This is a genomic window from Domibacillus sp. F004 (assembly GCF_057814295.1).
The window spans coordinates 851153-870209 of the sequence record NZ_JBVATB010000001.1 but is presented as its reverse complement, the minus strand read 5'-3'; the positions used below and the strand labels follow the sequence as shown (position 1 = coordinate 870209).

Annotated in this window: 21 protein-coding genes, 1 pseudogene and 1 riboswitch; of the genes and pseudogenes, 5 read left to right on the top strand and 17 right to left on the bottom strand. The window is 39.5% G+C overall.

Annotated elements, in window-relative coordinates; all coding sequences use genetic code 11:
• Positions 1-4: 4 nt before the first annotated feature.
• From ribE to ACZYRN_RS04600, 6 genes are all read right to left on the bottom strand, one after another.
• Positions 5-652: a riboflavin synthase gene (gene ribE, locus ACZYRN_RS04625; RefSeq protein ID WP_488910326.1), complete on the bottom strand. Its 648-nt coding sequence runs from the start codon at positions 650-652 to the stop codon at positions 5-7.
• Positions 653-1735 (bottom strand): bifunctional diaminohydroxyphosphoribosylaminopyrimidine deaminase/5-amino-6-(5-phosphoribosylamino)uracil reductase RibD, encoded by a 1083-nt coding sequence (ribD, locus tag ACZYRN_RS04620; protein WP_488910325.1) that lies wholly within the window; start codon positions 1733-1735, stop codon positions 653-655.
• 138 nt (positions 1736-1873) lie between these two features.
• Positions 1874-2013: riboswitch (FMN riboswitch) on the bottom strand.
• A 44-nt stretch (positions 2014-2057) separates the two neighbouring features.
• Positions 2058-2207 carry a hypothetical protein gene (locus ACZYRN_RS04615; protein WP_488910324.1) on the bottom strand — a complete coding sequence of 50 codons (150 nt, stop codon included), beginning with the start codon at positions 2205-2207 and terminating at the stop codon, positions 2058-2060.
• An 18-nt stretch (positions 2208-2225) separates the two neighbouring features.
• The gene (locus ACZYRN_RS04610; protein ID WP_488910323.1) at positions 2226-2441 is read right to left on the bottom strand and encodes a hypothetical protein; all 216 of its coding nucleotides are present in this window, start codon (positions 2439-2441) and stop codon (positions 2226-2228) included.
• Complete coding sequence (locus tag ACZYRN_RS04605; protein ID WP_488910322.1) at positions 2438-2602, bottom strand: hypothetical protein; 165 nt, start codon at positions 2600-2602, stop codon at positions 2438-2440. The genes ACZYRN_RS04610 and ACZYRN_RS04605 overlap by 4 nt, the downstream gene beginning before the upstream one ends.
• Positions 2599-2727: a hypothetical protein gene (locus ACZYRN_RS04600; RefSeq protein ID WP_488910321.1), complete on the bottom strand. Its 129-nt coding sequence runs from the start codon at positions 2725-2727 to the stop codon at positions 2599-2601. Before ACZYRN_RS04600 ends, ACZYRN_RS04605 begins: the two co-directional genes overlap by 4 nt.
• 329 nt (positions 2728-3056) lie before the next feature.
• On the opposite strand from ACZYRN_RS04600, the gene ACZYRN_RS04595 reads away from it, so the two are divergent.
• Positions 3057-3608, top strand: a complete 552-nt coding sequence (locus ACZYRN_RS04595; RefSeq protein WP_488910320.1) for a GNAT family N-acetyltransferase — start codon at positions 3057-3059, stop codon at positions 3606-3608.
• 286 nt (positions 3609-3894) lie between these two features.
• A complete protein-coding gene (locus tag ACZYRN_RS04590; RefSeq protein ID WP_488910319.1) occupies positions 3895-4695 on the top strand; it encodes an NAD kinase in 801 nt (266 codons plus the stop codon).
• Between the two features lie 150 nt (positions 4696-4845).
• Here the strand turns inward: ACZYRN_RS04590 and ACZYRN_RS04585 are convergent, their stop codons facing one another.
• Positions 4846-5091, bottom strand: coding sequence for a hypothetical protein (locus ACZYRN_RS04585; protein WP_488910317.1), 246 nt, complete (start codon positions 5089-5091; stop codon positions 4846-4848).
• A gap of 266 nt (positions 5092-5357) precedes the next feature.
• Here ACZYRN_RS04585 and ACZYRN_RS04580 point away from each other — a divergent pair, with 266 nt between their 5' ends.
• On the top strand, positions 5358-5960 hold the full coding sequence (locus tag ACZYRN_RS04580) for a restriction endonuclease (protein ID WP_488910315.1): 603 nt from the start codon (positions 5358-5360) through the stop codon (positions 5958-5960).
• A gap of 122 nt (positions 5961-6082) precedes the next feature.
• On the opposite strand, the gene ACZYRN_RS04575 is transcribed toward ACZYRN_RS04580, so the two are convergent.
• The 6 genes from ACZYRN_RS04575 to ACZYRN_RS04550 form a co-directional block, all read right to left on the bottom strand.
• Positions 6083-7267 carry a M20 metallopeptidase family protein gene (locus ACZYRN_RS04575; protein WP_488910313.1) on the bottom strand — a complete coding sequence of 395 codons (1185 nt, stop codon included), beginning with the start codon at positions 7265-7267 and terminating at the stop codon, positions 6083-6085.
• A gap of 570 nt (positions 7268-7837) precedes the next feature.
• On the bottom strand, positions 7838-8887 hold the full coding sequence (gene nadR / locus ACZYRN_RS04570; RefSeq protein ID WP_488910311.1) for a multifunctional transcriptional regulator/nicotinamide-nucleotide adenylyltransferase/ribosylnicotinamide kinase NadR: 1050 nt from the start codon (positions 8885-8887) through the stop codon (positions 7838-7840).
• The gene (pnuC, locus tag ACZYRN_RS04565) at positions 8884-9555 is read right to left on the bottom strand and encodes a nicotinamide riboside transporter PnuC (RefSeq protein WP_488910309.1); all 672 of its coding nucleotides are present in this window, start codon (positions 9553-9555) and stop codon (positions 8884-8886) included. Before pnuC ends, nadR begins: the two co-directional genes overlap by 4 nt.
• Positions 9556-10035: 480 nt before the next feature.
• Positions 10036-11310, bottom strand: a complete 1275-nt coding sequence (gene iscB, locus ACZYRN_RS04560; protein ID WP_488910307.1) for an RNA-guided endonuclease IscB — start codon at positions 11308-11310, stop codon at positions 10036-10038.
• Positions 11311-11993: 683 nt separating this feature from the next.
• Positions 11994-12620 (bottom strand): hypothetical protein, encoded by a 627-nt coding sequence (locus tag ACZYRN_RS04555; RefSeq protein WP_488910305.1) that lies wholly within the window; start codon positions 12618-12620, stop codon positions 11994-11996.
• A 172-nt stretch (positions 12621-12792) separates the two neighbouring features.
• Positions 12793-13698: a transposase gene (locus ACZYRN_RS04550; RefSeq protein WP_488910303.1), complete on the bottom strand. Its 906-nt coding sequence runs from the start codon at positions 13696-13698 to the stop codon at positions 12793-12795.
• 383 nt (positions 13699-14081) lie between these two features.
• Here ACZYRN_RS04550 and ACZYRN_RS04545 point away from each other — a divergent pair, with 383 nt between their 5' ends.
• A complete protein-coding gene (locus tag ACZYRN_RS04545) occupies positions 14082-14978 on the top strand; it encodes an acyl-ACP desaturase (RefSeq protein WP_488910301.1) in 897 nt (298 codons plus the stop codon).
• Between the two features lie 22 nt (positions 14979-15000).
• Positions 15001-15255, top strand: a complete 255-nt coding sequence (locus ACZYRN_RS04540; protein ID WP_488910300.1) for a hypothetical protein — start codon at positions 15001-15003, stop codon at positions 15253-15255.
• A 299-nt stretch (positions 15256-15554) separates the two neighbouring features.
• On the opposite strand, the gene ACZYRN_RS04535 is transcribed toward ACZYRN_RS04540, so the two are convergent.
• The 4 genes and pseudogenes from ACZYRN_RS04535 to ACZYRN_RS04520 all read right to left on the bottom strand — a co-directional run bounded on the left by ACZYRN_RS04535 (position 15555) and on the right by ACZYRN_RS04520 (position 19052).
• Positions 15555-16040 carry an immunoglobulin-like domain-containing protein gene (locus ACZYRN_RS04535; RefSeq protein ID WP_488910298.1) on the bottom strand — a complete coding sequence of 162 codons (486 nt, stop codon included), beginning with the start codon at positions 16038-16040 and terminating at the stop codon, positions 15555-15557.
• 343 nt (positions 16041-16383) lie between these two features.
• Entirely contained in the window at positions 16384-17178 is a 795-nt protein-coding gene (locus ACZYRN_RS04530) for an enoyl-CoA hydratase (protein ID WP_488910296.1), read from the bottom strand.
• A gap of 38 nt (positions 17179-17216) precedes the next feature.
• Positions 17217-17472: pseudogene (locus tag ACZYRN_RS04525) on the bottom strand (hydroxymethylglutaryl-CoA lyase); the annotation flags it as partial.
• A gap of 35 nt (positions 17473-17507) precedes the next feature.
• On the bottom strand, positions 17508-19052 hold the full coding sequence (locus tag ACZYRN_RS04520; protein WP_488910295.1) for an acyl-CoA carboxylase subunit beta: 1545 nt from the start codon (positions 19050-19052) through the stop codon (positions 17508-17510).
• Positions 19053-19057: the final 5 nt, after the last annotated feature.

The window sequence follows — 19057 nt, the reverse complement described above, 5'->3', positions numbered from 1 at the left end:
CTCCTTATAAATAGCCGCTCTCTTTTAATAAATCCATCGTAATGCCTTCTTTTTGCGATCCTTCTTTTTTCTCCAACATATTGCCGACGTATTTCGCAAGCATGTCGCATTCGATATTGACGGGGTCACCAATTCCTTTTGCAGCAAGTACTGTTTCATCCCGTGTATGCGGGATAAGCGATACTGTTAGATCATGATCGGTCACACCAAATAAAGTAAGCGATGTTCCGTCAAGAGCAATCGACCCTTTGTACAACAAATAACGGGCAAGATGCACAGGATAGGATATGGTCATATAAAGCGCATTCTCTTCTAGTTTTTTTGCTGTAATATGTCCAACACCATCCACGTGCCCTGAGACAAAATGACCGCCAAATCGGCCATTTGCAGCCATCGCACGTTCTAAATTAACCGATGACCCTGGTGTTAACATCGACAGGGAAGTGGATGTAAACGTTTCAGGCATGACATCTGCCGTAAAATGAGTTTTCGTGAAGGTTGTAACCGTTAAACAAACGCCGTTTACCGAAATGCTGTCTCCTAATTGAACATCTGATACAACTTTTTTAGCGGCAATCATTAACTGAAGCGATTTTCCTCCCCGGACAATGCGCTCAATTTTGCCGACTTCTTCAATAATGCCGGTAAACATTTAATCATTCCTTCTTTCAGCGACAATTTTCAAATCTGGACCGATCATCTCAACGGATGTAAATTTGAGCGGCAGCGCTTCAGTCATGACCGATCTGCCAAGACCGCCGAATGATGACGGGGCAGACTTTCCGCCAATGAGTTTTGGCGCGATGTACATGATCAGTTTATTAAACAAACCACTGTCTAAAAAGGATGCGTTTACTTCTGCACCAGCTTCCACAAACAGCGTCATGATACCCATTTCGCCAAGTTCATCAAGCACAGCGGTAATCGACATATTCGGCAGGCGAATAATCGTCACGCCGGCATCTTCCAGTGCGCGCTGTTTTGTGGTTTGTGCATCACTTGCACAAAAAATAATTGTTTTTGCTTCTTTATTTTGAATAATGTGGAAATCAATCGGAACGCGTAAATGCGTATCCAGCAGCACCCGAATAGGGTTTTTTCCTCCGCGGGGCAAACGGGAGGTTAGGAGTGGATTGTCATGTAAGACTGTTCCGATACCGGTTAAAATGGCATCGTTTTGTGATCTTAGAAGGTGTACATCTTCTCTGGCAGCATCATTTGTGATCCAGCGGCTGTGTCCAGTATGAGCAGCCGTTTTGCCGTCGGCGGTGACGGCTGTTTTAATCGTAACATAAGGTCGTTTCGCTTGAATAAAATGAAAAAACGGCGCAAGCAATGTGTGTGCTTCTTTTTCACAAATACCGGTTGTCACATTGATACCAGCTGCACGCATTTTATCGATGCCTTTTCCTCCGACGAGCGGATTAGGATCGACAGCTGCGATAAATACGCGGCGAAGGCCTTTTTCAATAATGAGATTTGCACACGGGGGTGTTTTCCCAAAATGAGCACACGGTTCAAGCGTTACGTAAATATCAGCACCTTTTGCATGATCACCCGCTATGGCAAGCGCCGTTACTTCTGCATGAGCTTCACCAGCTTTTAAATGAGCACCCATGCCGATAATCCGGCCGTCTTTCACAACGACTGCGCCAACCGGTGGGTTAGGAGACGTTTGATAAGCGGCTCCTTTAGCTAGAGACAATGCAATATTCATATAGTACGTTTCTTGCATAAACACGCTCCCTTCTCTTATACTATCCGCCAGTACACAAATAAAGGGGCCCTTACATTAAATATAATGCGGGGCCCCATTTTAGCGTTAACAAATAAGCGTTATACATACTAATTTCAAAAATTAGCAAACGCGTCTTATCCTTTCCTCCCATCCAGACTTTCACTGTCGGCTCTGGAATTTCACCAGATCCACCGCATAAATGCGGGTCACGGACTGAAGACCATATGTGGCCCATCACCGCCGGTCGGGAGTTGCACCCTGCCCCGGAAAGGTATTATTCGAATGTTGTATACATTATGAACTTATTTTGATCTTTCTGTCAAGCAGATAATTCTTGTTTTTTCATCCAAATAGCCCTCGTTGCAATAAGTATGAGCAGGACAACTTGTAGCACAATGCTTTCTCTTGTCGGATACAGGCTGATCATGGCGATAAATAGAACATACGATGCTTGATGCGTATTGATCACACCCGCTGCTTGAAGTGACTAAAATTTCAAAAGGGATTGCGGCCATGTTTTCTTCAACGGCTGTAAATCGCGGTCTTTTACTTCCATTATCGCATCGCCAATCGGCACAAATAAAAGATCTGTATTTGTTTCTGCTTGTGCACCAGAGTTCACCCATCCGCATATAATAAAAAGCAGCACAAAAAGAGTAACGAAATACCGTTTCAACCTTCGCTCGAAGCAGCTTCGTTTCATCTATTAACTGCTCTTGCATATTCTTCGCAGCCTTCTGTCGCATGGTCCACCCATAGCCTTTTTTCAATACGGTGCATACAATGTTTTGGCCAGCCCGATGTCATTTGTTTTGACGGCTTCTGCACATTTTTCAGTTTTTGTGACGAATAAATCAAGTTCATCGATCGCATACTTCATACTCATGGTATTCATCTGTTGCGATCGTTAAATCAAGTTCTGTATCTGCTGCAATGGATTCTGATTCTTCATTGCCGCATGCTGTAAGTAATATGGCGGCTAACACCATCGTCGACACCTTCATCTATCTTTTCGATTGTTTTTTTCGAAAAAAATGTCGAAAATTTTTTAAATTCATGTTTAAAAACTATTTGCAAACGGGTAAAAATTTAATATTATGAAGGTACTGAGACATTTTAATAAATGTTGTGTATGGGAAGGCAAATGGTGCGCCACCGGTTTCTTCAACTGGTTCTAATGGGTTCGATTCCCATCCCGGAATTTTTTGTGGACAGGCTGATGTTGGGACGGTCTCGTTTTACCATCTATAAAAAATTTCGAGGGCGAATCGGACTCTAGAACCGCTGTGCTCTCAATGTGAAAAAGGAGGGAATTACAATGTTGAAGAAGCGCGATGTTCATGAAAGTCATGCTTTATTTGATTTGATGATGCACCCGGAGGTCTTCCCTTTCGTGCGTCATAAAGTGAAATCTTATGAAGAATTTGTGTTTGTCACGAAGCAAAATATTGAATCGGAGGAACGCGGCGAATTAATTTCGCGGACCATTTTAGATGAATGGGGCAATCCGATTGGCACAATTAACTTATATGACATCGAGGAAAACGCCGGTTTCCTTGGCACGTGGCTTGGAAAACCATTCCATGGCAAAGGATACAATGAGCCCGCGAAGGAAGAGTTTTTCAAAGAATTATTTTACGAAATCGGAATTGAATCTGTTTACATGTCGATTCGTAAAGTGAATATCCGCTCCCGTAAAGCGGCAGAAAAACTGCCTTATGCGGTTCCGGCCAATGATACACGCCCAGATGTATATGCCAAAATAAACAAAAATGAGATTGTATTTGATTTATTTGAAGTACCGAAGGACCTCTTCACCCTTCATTTGATGCGTAAAGATCGGGATAGCGAACAGGCGATGGAAGCGTAACACCCATTCCGGAGAACCCCTCACTAGCGTACCTTGCTTCAAATGAGAAGCGAACATTCCTTCCGTCTGACGACCAATTTAAACGAAAAAGGGCTGCCTCTCATGATGGGGATAGCCCCTTTTTCATTTCAATTCAACCGTACACCCTTCAGTCATTAGAGAACCTTTCACGCAGTCTGTACCCCTTACAATTGCTTTTTTCATCACAGCGTCTCCCTCCTTTACTATTGACGCCATTATCCAGTAGAATGAACATATCTTGGTCTGATAAAGGAGTTTATTGTCGATGGAAACAAGAAGAAAGATGTTTTTTTCCTATAAAAAAGATCCAGCAAAATCAAACGATATAGAAGCCCTTATGACGATCGCAAAAGAGCAAGGGTTCACGATTGTCGATCGCTCGATGGACGCCAACATTATCGTTGCTGTTGGCGGCGATGGGGCCTTTTTGCAAGCGGTCCGAAAATCCGGTTTCCGCAACGACTGCTTGTATGTCGGGGTGACAGATGAAGTAGAAACCAGCTTGTATTGCGATTTTCATATTTACGATACAGAATCAATGATCGAAGCCATGCAAACCGCCAGTATAGAAGTACGCCGATATCCGGTCATTGATGTTCATTTGGATGGTCACACTCACTTTCATTGTTTAAACGAGCTGTCTGTGCGCTCATCCATTATTAAAACATTTGTGATTGATGTCTTTATTGACGATTTGCATTTTGAAACATTCCGCGGCGATGGAATCGTTGTTTCAACACCAACGGGGAGTACAGCATACAATCGCTCATTAAACGGAGCGGTTGTGGATCCGCTTATTCCGTGTATGCAAGTAAGTGAAATGGCATCGCTTAACAACAATCAATTCCGTACGCTCGGTTCATCATTTATTTTAAGTGACAGCCGAAAGCTTACTCTTCAAATTGTCCAAGATGGCAACGATCATCCTCTTATCGGACTCGATAATGAAGCACTCAGCGTGCAAAATACGAAAAACATTAAGATCGAACTGTCTGGTAAAATCATTAAAACGGTGAAGCTGAAAAATAATTCATTTTGGCATAAAGTACAGCGAACATTTTTGTGAATAAAAAAGGGCCGTCCTCTGCCGTCAAGAGGGCGGCCCTTTTCGTTCCCTATTATCAGGCGATAAGATCCCTCTTTTTCATAGGCTATGTTAAACAATGTTATTGATAAAATGAGCCAAAAATCAACCATGTTCTATAATAGAGCCTTTTCATAAAAAAAATTTTACTGTAATTCCCTTTTCTGTTGGCTCTATCTTCACATTTTTCACGACAATTCCTCTCGCCGCCGCTTCTTCAATGGTTTCCTTTATCGCAAATGTAAGATTCACTGCTTTCTGATCTAACAGCTGGTCGTTGGACATATTTTCTGGCGTGGATTCTTCAATCGTTCTCAACTTACTTTCCATCATCTCATGAACCTCTTTTAACTGCTGTTCGTTTCCACCGGAATCCATTTCATCTCCTCCTCATTAATCTATTTCATTTTTGGAAAATGCACTTTGTTATGTTTACCCTATTCAACGTTTCTTCATATAAGAAGAATAAAATTTTTAACCTCTCTTTCCTTAGCCTCCTTGTCAGGCATACTTCTCTCTATCCCGTTTATACAGTTGATCATTATTACTACCATTTTGAACGAAAAAACAGAAAATGAATCATGATATGCAATAAAGTTGAGTAAAGTAGCGGAGGATGTACTTTAAAGAAAGGACATATACACATGGCTCATAAAACAGAGAACAAAAAAACAGACATACTTTTCAATCAAGTTATTCTTGGCTTTATCTTCTTTCTTCTTGCTTTTCAATATCCACGGATGACGGTCGCTTTTGTATTAATTATTCTTTCTGTTTTTGCTTTATATCTTTATCTTCAGTCAACTGTGCACCGTTTAAAGAGCAAAAGGGTTCTTCAAGCCAGTATGGGCGAGATTGATAGAATGTCAGGAGTAGACTTTGAAAATTATTTAAGTATATTATTTGAGGATTTAGGCTATGAAGTAGAACTTACTCCCGCTTCCGGCGATTACGGAGCAGACTTATTGTTAAATAAAGACGGAAATTTTATTGCTGTACAAGCGAAACGATACGGTAAAGCAGTAGGGGTCGCTTCTGTTCAGCAAGTATTTTCTGCTAAAACATACTATAATGCCCATGAAGCATGGGTGGTAACAAACAATACGTTTACAAAAAACGCCTGCGATCTTGCTAAAAAAAGTGGAGTGAAATTGGTGGATAGAGAACACCTTATACGTTTTATAACCGAGAACAAAACAGACAACCTTGTACCAACGTATACCATTACACAGTGGAATGAGGAATAAAAAGTACACGATGTGAAAAAGAAGCAGCTTGCTCTCTATTCAAATGTTTGATGGTCAGCTGCTTCTTGGCACACATTATTTTTTATATCATAAACAGATTTTACTATTCTTGAAGGCACTATTTAAAATAAATAATGAGAGACAATTTTCACAAATGATTTTTCAGCATTTAACAAAGCCCGCTCATCAAAATCGAATTTCGGATGATGATGAGGGTAGTGGGTGGCTGCATCTTCATTTTGTGACCCTATTTTAAAATAAGTACCTGGCTTTTCAAGTAGAAAATAAGAAAAGTCTTCCGCTCCCATAGAAGTTTCTATTTCCACAATGTTCTCTTCAGAAAATTGTTCGATAAGCAATGTTCGTACGGTTTCTGTTTCTTCCGGATGATTATACAAAGCAGGATAGCCATTTAAATAATCAATCGTATATGTGGCATCAAACGCGGAGGTAATCCCCTCTACAATGCTATAAATTTGTTTTTCTACCTGTTTGCGAATAGCAGCATCAAATGTACGAACTGTTCCTTCTAAAATCGCTTTATCAGCAATAACATTAAAGGCGCTTCCTGATTGAAAAACACCAATCGTTACTACGGCGGATTGTAGTGGATTAACACGACGGCTGACAATTTTTTGTAACGAACTTACGATATCACTGCCGATCACGATAGAATCAATTGCATCTTGAGGGCTTGCGCCATGACCGCCTTTTCCCTGAATATGAATCGCAAATTTGTCGACTGCAGCCATTTGATATCCTTCACCTACAGCTATTTTTCCTAACGGTGTTTGGGAATCTAAATGGGCGCCAAAAACATAGTCCACATCATCTAGGACTCCATCTTCAATCATAAACTTGGCTCCCCCTGGTGGTGTTTCTTCCGCTGGCTGAAAAATAAAAATTACATTCCCTTTTATTTGATGATGAAACTGGCTTAATGCTTTCGCAGTTCCTAACAAAGCAGCTGTATGTCCATCATGGCCGCATGCATGCATGACTCCTGGATTTTGTGATTTATAAGGTACCTCTTTTTCATCATGAATGGGCAAAGCATCAAAATCTGCTCTTAAGGCGATCGTCTTTCCTGCTTGCTCACCTTTTAAAATGCCAATCAAACCGTGACCGCCAATATTTGTTTTTACTTCTAACCCGAAGCCAACCAACTTCTCTTTAATATACTCCGCTGTCTTCACTTCTTTAAATGATAATTCCGGATTTTTGTGCATATATCTTCGCCAGCTAACTACATCATTGTAATGATCCATTAAGACTTCGTTTATCTCTTGCAATAAAGCGTCATTCATGATTATCCACTCTTTTCTCTTATGTATGTAGCATTTCCCGTTAAATATTTTACTGTAGTAAAACTGCTTTCCTGAATGAATGTATCACTCTGTTCCTTTTTTTCTAACAAGTTTAAAACAATCTCTACTATGCGTTCTTGTTCAGCCTTGTTTAATGGACATTCCGTTCCGCTGTCTCTCCTAAATGAAAAAGAACATCCTATTTCCCAATAAAAAAGGCAAAATTGCTTTTCACTGATCCTCCTGCTTTAGCTACTATTTTATAGCTATTATATCATCACACTGTTTCGGATTTACAAATTGAAAAGAAGGAAAGCTCAAATCGGGCTTTTCCTTCTTTTCATTGTTTCTTTCCTATTAATTTTTATGAAAAATACAGTCGATTTCTTAAATTTCTCTGGCTTTTTTACATAGCTTTCGATTATAAATGCACATTCAGTACAAATAATGTATTCAATAAGAGTAGATTCTGTTGAAATCACCTTTAAATTAGACTTCATAATGTCTATAAGGCTTGTATCAAAGTACGTTGTCTGCACCACGTTCTGGAGGAAGCAGTGAAACGATGGATCAGTTATTTACAGGTAAAATTTGATTCACTAATTCAATTGCTCTTTGTGTTCTTTCCTCATAGTCTCCATCTATAGAAGTATATTTCACTTTATACTCATCAAGAAGTAATTTCAGAAGCTTATTGTTTTGCTCTCTTTCCTCTTTTTCACCGAATGAACGTGTCCCATCCTGGATCCATTCTACGGTTGGTTCGAGAAACAACCATAAATCATAATGTTGATTCTTAATGATTCCATCTAAAGAATTGTTGATATTGAGTCCTTCAGAATAAATCATTGAGTAATATTTAGTTACAATCGCTTCTGTGTCAATAAATATAATCGGATCACATTTACTCAAAGACAACTCTTCACGATATTTATGTCCAATAGCAATATTCATAAAGTCTTGAGCTATTGTAATATTGTCCAATTTTGAGTTGCCGAATAGATTCTCATAATAGGCTCTGCCATACTCTTCAACATAGGATGCATGGAAATGTTTTGATAAATTTTTAACCATCGTACTTTTCCCACAACTTTCCGTTCCAACTACTACAACTTTCTTGGTAAAATAGGGTTTCACTTCATTAGGTATGAAACCCCAATTTTTAAAAACGCCTTCTTTGCGAATTTTTGTGGCGGATATATTGTGCGTGCTGCGTTTTTGATCAATGATAGTGTGTTTTGCTTCGGGATATAGTTTATTAAATATTGGTGAATATGATTCTTCTGAACTGAAAACATAATGAATAGGTTTGTTAATTATCTTCCTAATTCCTTTTGCTCCCCTTGCCCAATCTGCAATACTTCCTGTTTGTTGCTCATAAACAGAATGAACATGGACATTGGGCATATTTTTTGTAATTTGTTTCCACCATCGTACTCTTAATTTCGGTGGAATCGGTTCAACTTTCGTGCTTTTACAAAGACTTTTCTCCCATTCTTCATCATGCATGACCATTACATAAAGTTCATCTACTATCTTACTAGCTTCTTTCATGGCGTATACATGACCATTATGGATCGGTAAAAATTTACCTCCATAGAAACCTACTGTTTTACTCATGCCATTTTCGCCGCCTTATTCCATTTAATATATCCATATAGACTGTTGAAGAAAAAAGCACTGTACATTACCAACAGGGTTACATCATTTCCGTCACTTATAAATGCAGAAGCCCACAATGTAATACTTGCGATGTTTACCATAATCCACAGCAACCACTGTTCCGTATAGCGTTTAATCATTAAAATTTGTGCAATGATAGATAAGATTACAATAGAAGCATCTAGGATGGCAAAGTTGCTGTCAATCATCACTAAGAAGTAACTATATCCAATCATAGAAGCAATAAATACTATGAATAACATCACCATCTGCTTTTTACTCATTTTCTTTGCTTTTACTTCATTTGTATAATGGTTCATATTTTTCTTCCACATGTAGAATCCGATGAATTGAATTGGAAGGTAAAACAGTATATAAAGCATCACTTCTCCATAAAATGCATTCCCTAATGCGATATAGGCATATGTCACTGTATTAACAAGTCCAAAGTAATAATTAGATAACTTTCCTCGTGCTGCTTGAACGACGCATATCATTCCTGTTAAAGAAGAAATCAGTCCGATAACGGTATCATCCCAGATAAAGAAAAGTGAAATGTTGATAATTGTAAAAATGCTTAACCATGTAATCTGGAATAGCGTCCATCCTTGTAATAATTTATTCATTTATGTAAAACCTCCATTTTCATAACCTTAAATAACAACTGAAAGTCCATGACTAAAGTAAAGAGAGTCGATATGATAATCAATATTTAAAAGTTGAGTCAAAACACCGTATTCTTTGTTTTTCAACAAAATTGCAACTGTGTACAAAATTAACTCATTAATTTATGTTCTTCGCTGTTTCATGTATAATTTTTATGTGAATTTTGCACAATATGTATTTATTTTCAATAGATAAAAGAAAATCGGTTCATATAGCTGAATCACTCCGTGTTCGATACAATCGTGTTACGCTCTGTTCGACAAACTCTGCCCTTCGCTGATTCAAGCTGCTCTATCTCTACTTCATAAACAAAAAAGTACACCACTATATATAAGTGATGTACTTAATTTTCATTTAACATGATTTCCGACAGAAGTCTCCCACTTCTAACCGCCGCGGGCAAAGCCCAGTTAAAATGGTGAGATGAATGTCGATTGGCTTCAGCCAGAGGCTTTTTGTTCATACTGCCAATTATGGTTGTGATGGATCATCGTCAATTCCTTTAGGCTGACTTGTTTGTAGCTTTTATTCGGAACGGTGATATAGTCCTCTTCCATTGTCTTGACATAAGCACCGCTAGTTCCGGTGAATCCAGTAATATAACCCATTTTCCCGAATAATCTCACTTTGTCATTCAGATAAAAACCTTTGAGCTGTTTTGTATTCTTTTCGTTTCGCTTACTTGTGATATTCTTCGCTGTACGCCCTTTTCTTGCTGTTGCTTCATGCAAGGAGCGTTTCTTTTTGCGAAACTGTTTGATTTTGAACATCGTATCGGCATTCTTCTTGATGGCAAGTATCCCACTAATCGCAATCGCATCATTCGTATGCGTCTTTTCTAATCCTAGTTCTTTACGCTTTGGTGTGGTGATCGAGCCGTATGTGAACGACGCATCGGGATACTTAGTGAATACCCGCCTGCGAAATACATTCATGAAGGTGCCTTCTTTGTAGCGCGGCAGCTTCTTTCCTTCCATCATCCATTTATACAGAATGTTCCCTTTTTGATGATTGTCGTACGTATGGCAATCGGTACAAACCGTCACTAAATTATCTGCCCGATCTGTTCCGCCATGTGAGCGGTAAACAATGTGGTGCGTGTTGAAGATTTTGTTCTTTTTCTTGCATATTTGACACGTATAGCGATCTCTCGCAAGCACGAAATACCGCACATCATAATAGCCAAGCATTTGCCCTTGCTGGTACTCCACTCCCTGTATGTCGGGATTCATCATTTTTTGAGCATCGAATTTCCCCACTTCAATCGTCAATATGGGATTGGGGACAAACGAACAGAACTTGTCAACCCAAAAAAACGTATTTTCGATTCGACTTTGGATACTTGGTGGCAGCCAGCCAGCTGGACGTGTACGATTCTGAAATCGGGGTTTCCGATACCGGGTTTTCCGGTTTCGCCTTGAACGTCTGTAACTCCGTCTAGTATCAAGTAACGTTTTTACATCTTGCCGTAACTCGATTTCACCTTTGATTAGGACGTTTTCTTCACTTGTCATAGCAAGGCCAACGTGTTTTGCCCCTAAATCGACGCCGATTCTTACTTCTTGTTTATAGCCGCTGCTTCCATACAACAACTGGATGGTAAATGGTTTGTATGACACAATCTTTGCTTTCTTTTGTTTCAGTAACAATCTTGCTTTTCTTGGCTTACATGGCATCAATGCTTCACCATGTATATTCATGACGAACACGAGCATAACGTGTTCCCTCCTTTCAGAGTTTGTTACCCTTCGCCAATGTTGATAAGGCTTTGCGGTAATACCGCCACATCAGGTTGACCGTTCCTCCCCATTCGGAACTATTACAGCGCCTGCACAGAGCAACGGACTAGGGTATCATCCGAGGGTGTGATAACCAAACCAACGTCGTTTTCGAAAAACGTAGGCTAGACAACTAAAGGCTCTTGCAAGCCCCCACTTCAATCAGACTGCAAGGTCGATAAGTGGCGGGTAGTTGACTGTGTGACATTAAAGACAAACATCTACTCTGCCAGTAGCAAGATATATTTATTTTTCCTTAATTTTATAGCACAACAGTCTTTCTTCTGAATTAAATCCATTAGTTCAAGAATCATTTATTTTTTTTCAGTTCTATAATCCCACTAATAAATCCTATATAACCGACGATTATAAAAATAACAGGAACAAATAATCCATTTGGATAGACAACAATTAAACGATACACGCCAAAAATGAATAGAATAAGACAACTTATTAAACCAATTATCATCTTTGCCTTTTTATTAATGAAGGGCACCTCCATAAAATTGTATTAATTTTTTACTCTTTATCAGATAAAGGAAAAACAGGCCATTATGACGTGTGAGTGTGGAAGAGGCTTGTTGTTCTAAATAAATGTATCTGCTTTATACAAATTGTCATTATAACGGATTTATGAGACTCTGATAGAATGTATTCGTTTCTTCACCGATGATATTGTGGTGCAAAACAGCAATGATCACGCCCGCTTCTTCTTTGGTAAGTTCTGTACTCTTTTTTATGAGTTTGATTTTATTTATTTTAATCAGGTTTTCAACGAGTTTCTGCTGCTTTTCAGTGGCTTTAAGCTGTGGTGCGATCGATGGACTCTTCATATTTACATTCACTCTATACACGAGACCGTCCACCAATGAGGATACACAGGCACGCTGATAGCTACCTGTCAGGTATTCATCTTTATGCGTCCGATAATACTTAGGAATGATATAATCTGCATATTCTGCAACCTCTTGCACGAAAGTCGGGTAGTTTTCAATGATGACCTCCTGCGGGCCCACTTTCTCCACTTGTTTTACTAAGTCTATAATGTGCGGCAGGATCTCCATCGCTAACTCTATTCTGTTTTTATCATTTAAAGCTTGTACGATCGATTTTATCTTACCGTCTAATGTTAAAAACAGTGGTTTTACTAATTCCTGCGATACATAATCCCTAATCGCTTTCTTAATGGCCATCTCCGTTTTATTGCGGCCTTGTGTATTTAGACTCTCTTCAAAGTAATCAAACATCTTTATCTGACCTCCCTTTCCTGCATACATGTGCACGATAGAATCCTATCATCCACGGTCACCCCGCTTCTGATAATCGAGCCATCATATGAAACTGTTATCATAACTGTCATCCCACTACCTCATGTCTCATTAAATGTATCCATATTATACAAGATATGTAATGATATGTTTAACGATTACACTCCGCTACACGTGCAAAATTCGTGACCTTTTCCTTTTCTAAAAACGCCACAATTTCTTTCGTTGTTTTATGTTCCAATTGTTCGAGCTGCTGTTTACTTTTTTGACGAATACGACTTTTCGCTTGCCGATATTTTTTCCATTGGTTCGATCCTTTTTTGCAGCGGGACATTTTCTTACTCAAGTCTGCTAATGCCTTGGCGCGAAATGGAGAAAGACTGCGCATCGCCCGTCCGGATACTAATAAGGCTTTGTCCTCCGTTGCCACCGTCACCGCATGAATTTCCCCTAAATCGCCACCGGCTACTTTACAATCATACACAGAAAGGTCTTTTTCAGGAACTTGAACGGAATAACAAAACCAATACGCTCCGTTTCGCCACACGATTTCCGCATAATTGCAGTTTTCAAGATTTTCCTCGGACCGATTCGGAATAACAACGGCCTTATTTTTCTTCGGAACCTTTTCCGTCCACGCATTCTTTTTCTTTTTCGTTATCAAGTCCGAAAGAGCATATCCATACTCCGCTTTTTTAATCGTGATCGTGTCTTTAGAAACGTCCATAGAGGCTTTTTTTAACGGAAGACAATAATAATACTTTCTACGCCACGGATATTGGGCTTTTTTGTCCGTTTTTCGTAGCTGCCGGATCGTTTCACGATTCGCCGCGTATTTATCCGCAATCGCTTGAACCGTTTGAGAATGAAGATCGTAGGTTTGTTTTCGGATGGATTGAATCTCTGTTTTACTCAGCCACTTTTTACACGTGAAATAATAAGATGCCGCTTCTCGAACGATATCATTCCATACGGATGCGGCTTCTCGCTGCATCATTCTCAATTCATTGTACAGCTCTTCATCATAAGGGATTCGAAAGGAATGTGTCACAAACATAGGATTCGCCCTCCTTTCTCGGTTGATAGGTCCATTATAACAGAATATATGTTCTTAATACAATTGAGATATGTTAAAAAAACAAAAAAGTCGAACAATTAACGTGCCAAAAGACACGCTTTGTTCGATCTCACTCTTATCCCCTGTCTAAAGACGATGGGCTTTCCCACTCAGAATATCTGTAATGTTTTTTTGTTAATCCAACGCTTATAATAAAGGAGAAGATTTTGAAATATTGTACTTAAAGGAACGGGTGCGTTAATATAAGAAAGTCCAGTAGAAAATTTTTTCCGTTTGATTGTGAAAAAAGGAAAAGCAAAAACAAATTACATTCAACTTTAATAATTTAAAGTTAGACAGAAAAACCTTAAGGAGAAAAAATAATGTTAAATTCTGATTTGGATATACGCTTAGAACCGCGCATTAAAGAATTATATCGATTACACAAGGAACGTTCCGCAAATATTGACTGGAGCTATCACGAATTTATTCCATGGGACAAAGCCATGTCCTTTAAACGAGTTCCTTGGGATGAGGGTCAAGCAACTCTTCCAGAAGGTGTAATTGTAGCAATCGAAACAGCCTTGCTTACAGAAGTAAATTTACCTTGGTATACTTCACATTTGGATTATACATTAAAAAATTCAATGGAAGTAATAAACGATTTCGTACGCACTTGGACGGCTGAAGAAGATCAGCACTCTAACTTACTTGAAACGTATTTATTAGTGACACGAAACGTAAATCCCACAAGGCTGCATGAATTAAGAAGACGAGTAGTTGAAAGCGGTTGGTTTCCAGACTTCACGAACCCTCTAGCAACAATGGCTTATACTTCATTGCAAGAGTTAGCCACACTCGTTTTTTATAATAATGTAGCTAAAATAGCGAGTCCGCACGATAAAGATTTAGCAACATTACTTCGACGTTTAGCGAAAGACGAAGCACTTCATTATGCATTCTATCGCGACACAGTGAAAGCACATCTTGAACTTGATCCGAATTTCATTGTTTATTTTGAGAATGTAATTATTAATTTCTCTATGCCAGGCGCTGTTATGCCCGACTTTAACGATCGAATGAAAACCATTGCATTAGATGCGAATTATGGTCCACTGCAATACTTTGACCAAGTATTAGATGTAATTGTGTCTTATTGGGATATTGCCAACTTACAACCTACTAGCGAAGAGGCCAAACAATCACAAGCAAATATATTGAAATATCATGGCCGTTTAAAAAGAATTAGGGATCGTAATTTAGTAAAAAATAAAAAGTAAAGGCAAGAAAGGATTTTTTATAATGAAGACGACTTGCGAATTGTGTGAAAAAGAAACGAAAGAGAAAGTCAGTTATTTAGAACTTGAAACGTGGGAATTTGATTTTTTAAAGACAGAGAAAAAAGATTTTTACTTTATTTGTTTCGATTGCTTTGACAAACATACCAATCATTTTATTGACAAAGAAACAGATCTTGAATTGAGAAAAAAACGTTCTCTTTCGGTAAATCGAGAGATCCAAGAAGAAATCGAGGCTATTCTTGAATTCGAAGGATAATGCCAGCTGCGAATGACTGCTCTTAAAAAATATGAACGATTTATTATATTGAACTCATCGTTTGTAAAGCATTGGACTTAAACAAGCGGGGGCTTTAGTTGAAAAAAGGGACCGTCATTTTACGGTCCCTTTTTTGTATGAGTAAACATAATCGCCTATGTTTACTTTAAGAAAATCTAACAAGGCCTACCTTTTAGACAATTATTCAAAAAATTAAATTGAATCGATATTTAAATAATAGACCGAAACTGCGGATTAAAGTGGACGCTAGAAATCTTTAGTAACATGTTGTTTGGATTTTAAGATTCGATTAATTCAAAAGAAGCCGCAATCATTATTTCATTTTCTGGACTGTATTCTTTTTCGCTGTCGCTAAATTCTTTGATAATCCGGTAATCTCCAGCAGAGAGCTCTTCATTAAAAATATGGAGTGAAATTGTTTCAGATACTGTTTGACCTGGAATAAGGTTGTAACCTTCAGTAGTAAATCCCATTCCTTCTTTAAGTGGAACGTCATACCATGTGCTATTTACGTTTTTTTCTAATAAAAACCCCTTTCCATAAAGGAAAGTTGTTTCACTATCATTATCATTGTGCAGTGTAAACTTAACTTCTGGATCTTTTGTGGTGTATTGTTCTTTTTCGAGCTGAATCGTTATCCCCTTAGCTGAAGAAGAAATTTCTTCTTGATTCTTCGACTTCATTCGTTCTGGTTCTTGCTGGCAGGCAGCTAATACAAAAGACAAGAGGATTAAAAAGGAGATGAGCATTGTACGCTTATTCATGAAATCCCTCCTTTTCTTTAAAAGTAACATATACTTACATTTCAAAGAAAGAGGTTAACCAATAGTTCAATCATTATGTTGCATGAAAGTTAACGATTAAAAAGCATGATAAAACGGAAATTTTATTTTTTAAAGCGGTTTTCACTTCGCTAATTTTGCGGGCCCGTTCGTAATATGCTTTACCTTGTCAATGAGGCAACTCATCGCCGGTTTCAATGTAATTTAACGCCAAATCCAATACATCCACTGTTGCATTCAACCGGTCTCTGGCCGCCCTGCAAGACTGGATCTTTTTTGAATTGGCAGTCTGTTTTTCGTTGTGTCACGTTCCCCTTGTTATCTCTTATTTTCCTTTATATTGAGGAGAGCGTTTTTCTGCAAAAGCCCTTAAGCCTTCCAGCCTGTCCTCAGTGGGTATTAATGTGTTGTATGCCAGTTCTTCTATTTTCAGTCCGGTAGAAAGATCCACTTCCACCCCACCATTGATCGCAGCCTTTGCCTGGATAAGTGCAAGCGGAGCATTTTTCACCATAGATTCAGCAATCTTCAGTGCCTTCTCCAGCAGTTTTTCGCGTGGGACCGCATATTCAAGGATGCCAATGGCTTCGGCTTCCTCTGCTGTCAGCCGCTTAGCACTAAAGATTAGTTCCTTTGCTTTTCCAAGACCGATTAAGCGTGGCAGCCGCTGCGTTCCACCAGCCCCTGGTATGATGGCAAGGGATGTCTCAGTTAATCCAACTTTTGCTTCTAGCGCACCGACGCGAAGATCACATGCCAACGCCAATTCGAGTCCACCTCCGAATGCCACCCCATTCAAAGCAGCAATGACCGGCTGTGGCAACGATTCCACTTCATTCACTGTCGCACCAATCAACCGGACGGCTTGCTTGACCTCATTGTCCGTCATTCCTTTACGTTCTTTTAAATCCGCTCCTGCACAAAAGGCTTTTTCTCCGGCACCCGTCAGGATGACCACTCGAACGTCCTGATCATTTTTCAAATCATATACAATATCATTCAGATCATAGAGCATCTGCCTTGATAAGGCGTTGGCAGCATCTGGACGACTTAGTATGACGATAGCAATTCCGTCACTCCGCTTTTCAACTCTTACTGTCTTTTTTACGACTTCATTCATGACAAACACCCCTTTCTTCCTTTATGCAAAATATCCATTTAGTGACTATTCAACTTTTTACCCAGTATTTTTTCAATAAGCTGAGCCCATTTCACCACTGCGTTAGTCCATCTCTGTTTCTATACTCATTTCATGGAGCATATACAGCCAGTCCTCAGTGGCGACGTTTCCTGAGGATCTTTTTGTATGCGGGCATCCACCTAATCCTCCAAGTGCACTGTCAAAAGTTGTGATTCCCATTTCAAGTGATTTCACTATATTCGCTTGTGCTGTTTCTCTTTTGGCATAGAAATGAATGGAAAACGTGCTTGCTTCAAAATGATAGTAGCTTAGACTGGATATACTGGGTGCTTTCGCTCAGAGCAGACAACATACTTTGATGAATACGCCTCAAATCGATTCACTAACTCATCACGTAACGAATTGGTTGGAATGACCCCATCGATAATCATTTCGGAGGCTAGACGGTAGATATCAATATCCTGCTTATATTCTTCCCGCTTTTGTTCAATAAAAGAGGCCCTTTCATTCTCAGGTAATTGAGCAATTCTTTTGGCGTACACGGCATTCACTGCGGCCTCCGGTCCCATAACGGCAATTTGAGCCGTAGGTAAGGCGAGACAGCAATCGGGTTCAAAGGCAGGGCCGGCCATGGCATAGAGACCTGCTCCGTATGCTTTACGGACGATAACCGAAATTTTAGGTACACTCGCTTCAGACATGGCGAAAATCATTTTCGCACCATGGCGAATGATTCCTGCCCGTTCTACCTTGGTCCCAATCATAAAACCAGGGACATCAGCAAGAAACAGAAGCGGAATATGAAACGCGTCACAAAGGGTAATGAATTTAGCAGCCTTATCCGCCGTATCGTGGAACAACACGCCTCCCTTGACACGCGGCTGATTAGCAATGATACCGATCGGATTTCCATTCATTCGGGTCAACCCCGTGATGAGTTCGCTCGCAAATAGCTTCTTAATCTCAAAGAATGACCCTTCATCTATAATCCCATCGATCAGATCATACATATTAAACGGAGTATTCTGATTGGAAGGGATGAGTTCTTCCAACGTTTTCTCGAAGCGCTTAGGTGCGAATGCTTCCTGGACCGGCGGTTTTTCAGAAAAATTAGCAGGAAAATAAGAGAGATAATTTCGGGCTATCGCAATGGCTTCTTCTTCATTTTTAGCCAGTACATCCCCGCATCCTGAAAGAGAACAATGCATACGTGCACCCCCCATCTCTTCCAATGTTACTTTTTCCCCAATAACCATTTCTGCCATCCTTGGGGATCCAAGGTACATCGATGCATTTTTATCTACCATTATTACAATGTCACAAAACGCAGGGATGTAAGCTCCCCCTGCCGCAGATGGACCAAACAAAATACAAATCTGAGGGACTTTACCTGAAAGTTTGACCTGGTTATAAAAAATTCGGCCAGCCCCACGACGCCCAGGAAACATTTCTACTTGATCTGTAATACGTGCCCCCGCTGAATCTACAAGATAGATGAGTGGCACTCTCATTTTTTCAGCTGTTTCTTGAATCCGAATCATTTTCTCTACGGTCCTAGATCCCCAAGAACCCGCTTTTATTGTTGAATCATTAGCCATAATACAAACAACCTGGCCGTTGATCTTCCCCATCGTAGTCACTACTCCATCCGCCGGAAGGTCCCCGGCTAAGCAGTTTGCGAAGAGTGCGTCCTCTAGCTCAAAACCCGGATCAAACAATAACTTTAAACGGTCACGAACAAACAGTTTACCCTGCTCTTTATTTTTCTGATGATATTTAGGGTCTCCTCCTTTTTGAATCCGTGCCATTCTTTTTTGAAGCGTTTGCTGCATGAAGTTCGCATCAAATGACATTGTCT

Excerpts from the sequence above, each read along its gene's own strand:
- nadR (WP_488910311.1), bottom strand. The coding sequence starts at position 8,887 with ATGAGTAAAACAGTAGGTTTCTATGGAGGTAAATTTTTACCGATCCAT.
- ACZYRN_RS04535 (WP_488910298.1), bottom strand. The coding sequence starts at position 16,040 with ATGAATAAGCGTACAATGCTCATCTCCTTTTTAATCCTCTTGTCTTTT.
- ACZYRN_RS04520 (WP_488910295.1), bottom strand. The coding sequence starts at position 19,052 with ATGTCATTTGATGCGAACTTCATGCAGCAAACGCTTCAAAAAAGAATG.
- ACZYRN_RS04575 (WP_488910313.1), bottom strand. The coding sequence starts at position 7,267 with ATGAATGACGCTTTATTGCAAGAGATAAACGAAGTCTTAATGGATCAT.
- pnuC (WP_488910309.1), bottom strand. The coding sequence starts at position 9,555 with ATGAATAAATTATTACAAGGATGGACGCTATTCCAGATTACATGGTTA.
- ribE (WP_488910326.1), bottom strand. The coding sequence starts at position 652 with ATGTTTACCGGCATTATTGAAGAAGTCGGCAAAATTGAGCGCATTGTC.
- ACZYRN_RS04555 (WP_488910305.1), bottom strand. The coding sequence starts at position 12,620 with ATGTTTGATTACTTTGAAGAGAGTCTAAATACACAAGGCCGCAATAAA.
- ACZYRN_RS04540 (WP_488910300.1), top strand. The coding sequence starts at position 15,001 with ATGAAGACGACTTGCGAATTGTGTGAAAAAGAAACGAAAGAGAAAGTC.
- ACZYRN_RS04530 (WP_488910296.1), bottom strand. The coding sequence starts at position 17,178 with ATGAATGAAGTCGTAAAAAAGACAGTAAGAGTTGAAAAGCGGAGTGAC.
- iscB (WP_488910307.1), bottom strand. The coding sequence starts at position 11,310 with ATGCTCGTGTTCGTCATGAATATACATGGTGAAGCATTGATGCCATGT.
- ACZYRN_RS04550 (WP_488910303.1), bottom strand. The coding sequence starts at position 13,698 with ATGTTTGTGACACATTCCTTTCGAATCCCTTATGATGAAGAGCTGTAC.
- ACZYRN_RS04600 (WP_488910321.1), bottom strand. The coding sequence starts at position 2,727 with ATGGTGTTAGCCGCCATATTACTTACAGCATGCGGCAATGAAGAATCA.
- ACZYRN_RS04595 (WP_488910320.1), top strand. The coding sequence starts at position 3,057 with ATGTTGAAGAAGCGCGATGTTCATGAAAGTCATGCTTTATTTGATTTG.
- ACZYRN_RS04585 (WP_488910317.1), bottom strand. The coding sequence starts at position 5,091 with ATGGATTCCGGTGGAAACGAACAGCAGTTAAAAGAGGTTCATGAGATG.
- ACZYRN_RS04605 (WP_488910322.1), bottom strand. The coding sequence starts at position 2,602 with ATGAACTTGATTTATTCGTCACAAAAACTGAAAAATGTGCAGAAGCCG.
- ribD (WP_488910325.1), bottom strand. The coding sequence starts at position 1,735 with ATGCAAGAAACGTACTATATGAATATTGCATTGTCTCTAGCTAAAGGA.
- ACZYRN_RS04580 (WP_488910315.1), top strand. The coding sequence starts at position 5,358 with ATGGCTCATAAAACAGAGAACAAAAAAACAGACATACTTTTCAATCAA.
- ACZYRN_RS04590 (WP_488910319.1), top strand. The coding sequence starts at position 3,895 with ATGGAAACAAGAAGAAAGATGTTTTTTTCCTATAAAAAAGATCCAGCA.
- ACZYRN_RS04610 (WP_488910323.1), bottom strand. The coding sequence starts at position 2,441 with ATGAAACGAAGCTGCTTCGAGCGAAGGTTGAAACGGTATTTCGTTACT.
- ACZYRN_RS04545 (WP_488910301.1), top strand. The coding sequence starts at position 14,082 with ATGTTAAATTCTGATTTGGATATACGCTTAGAACCGCGCATTAAAGAA.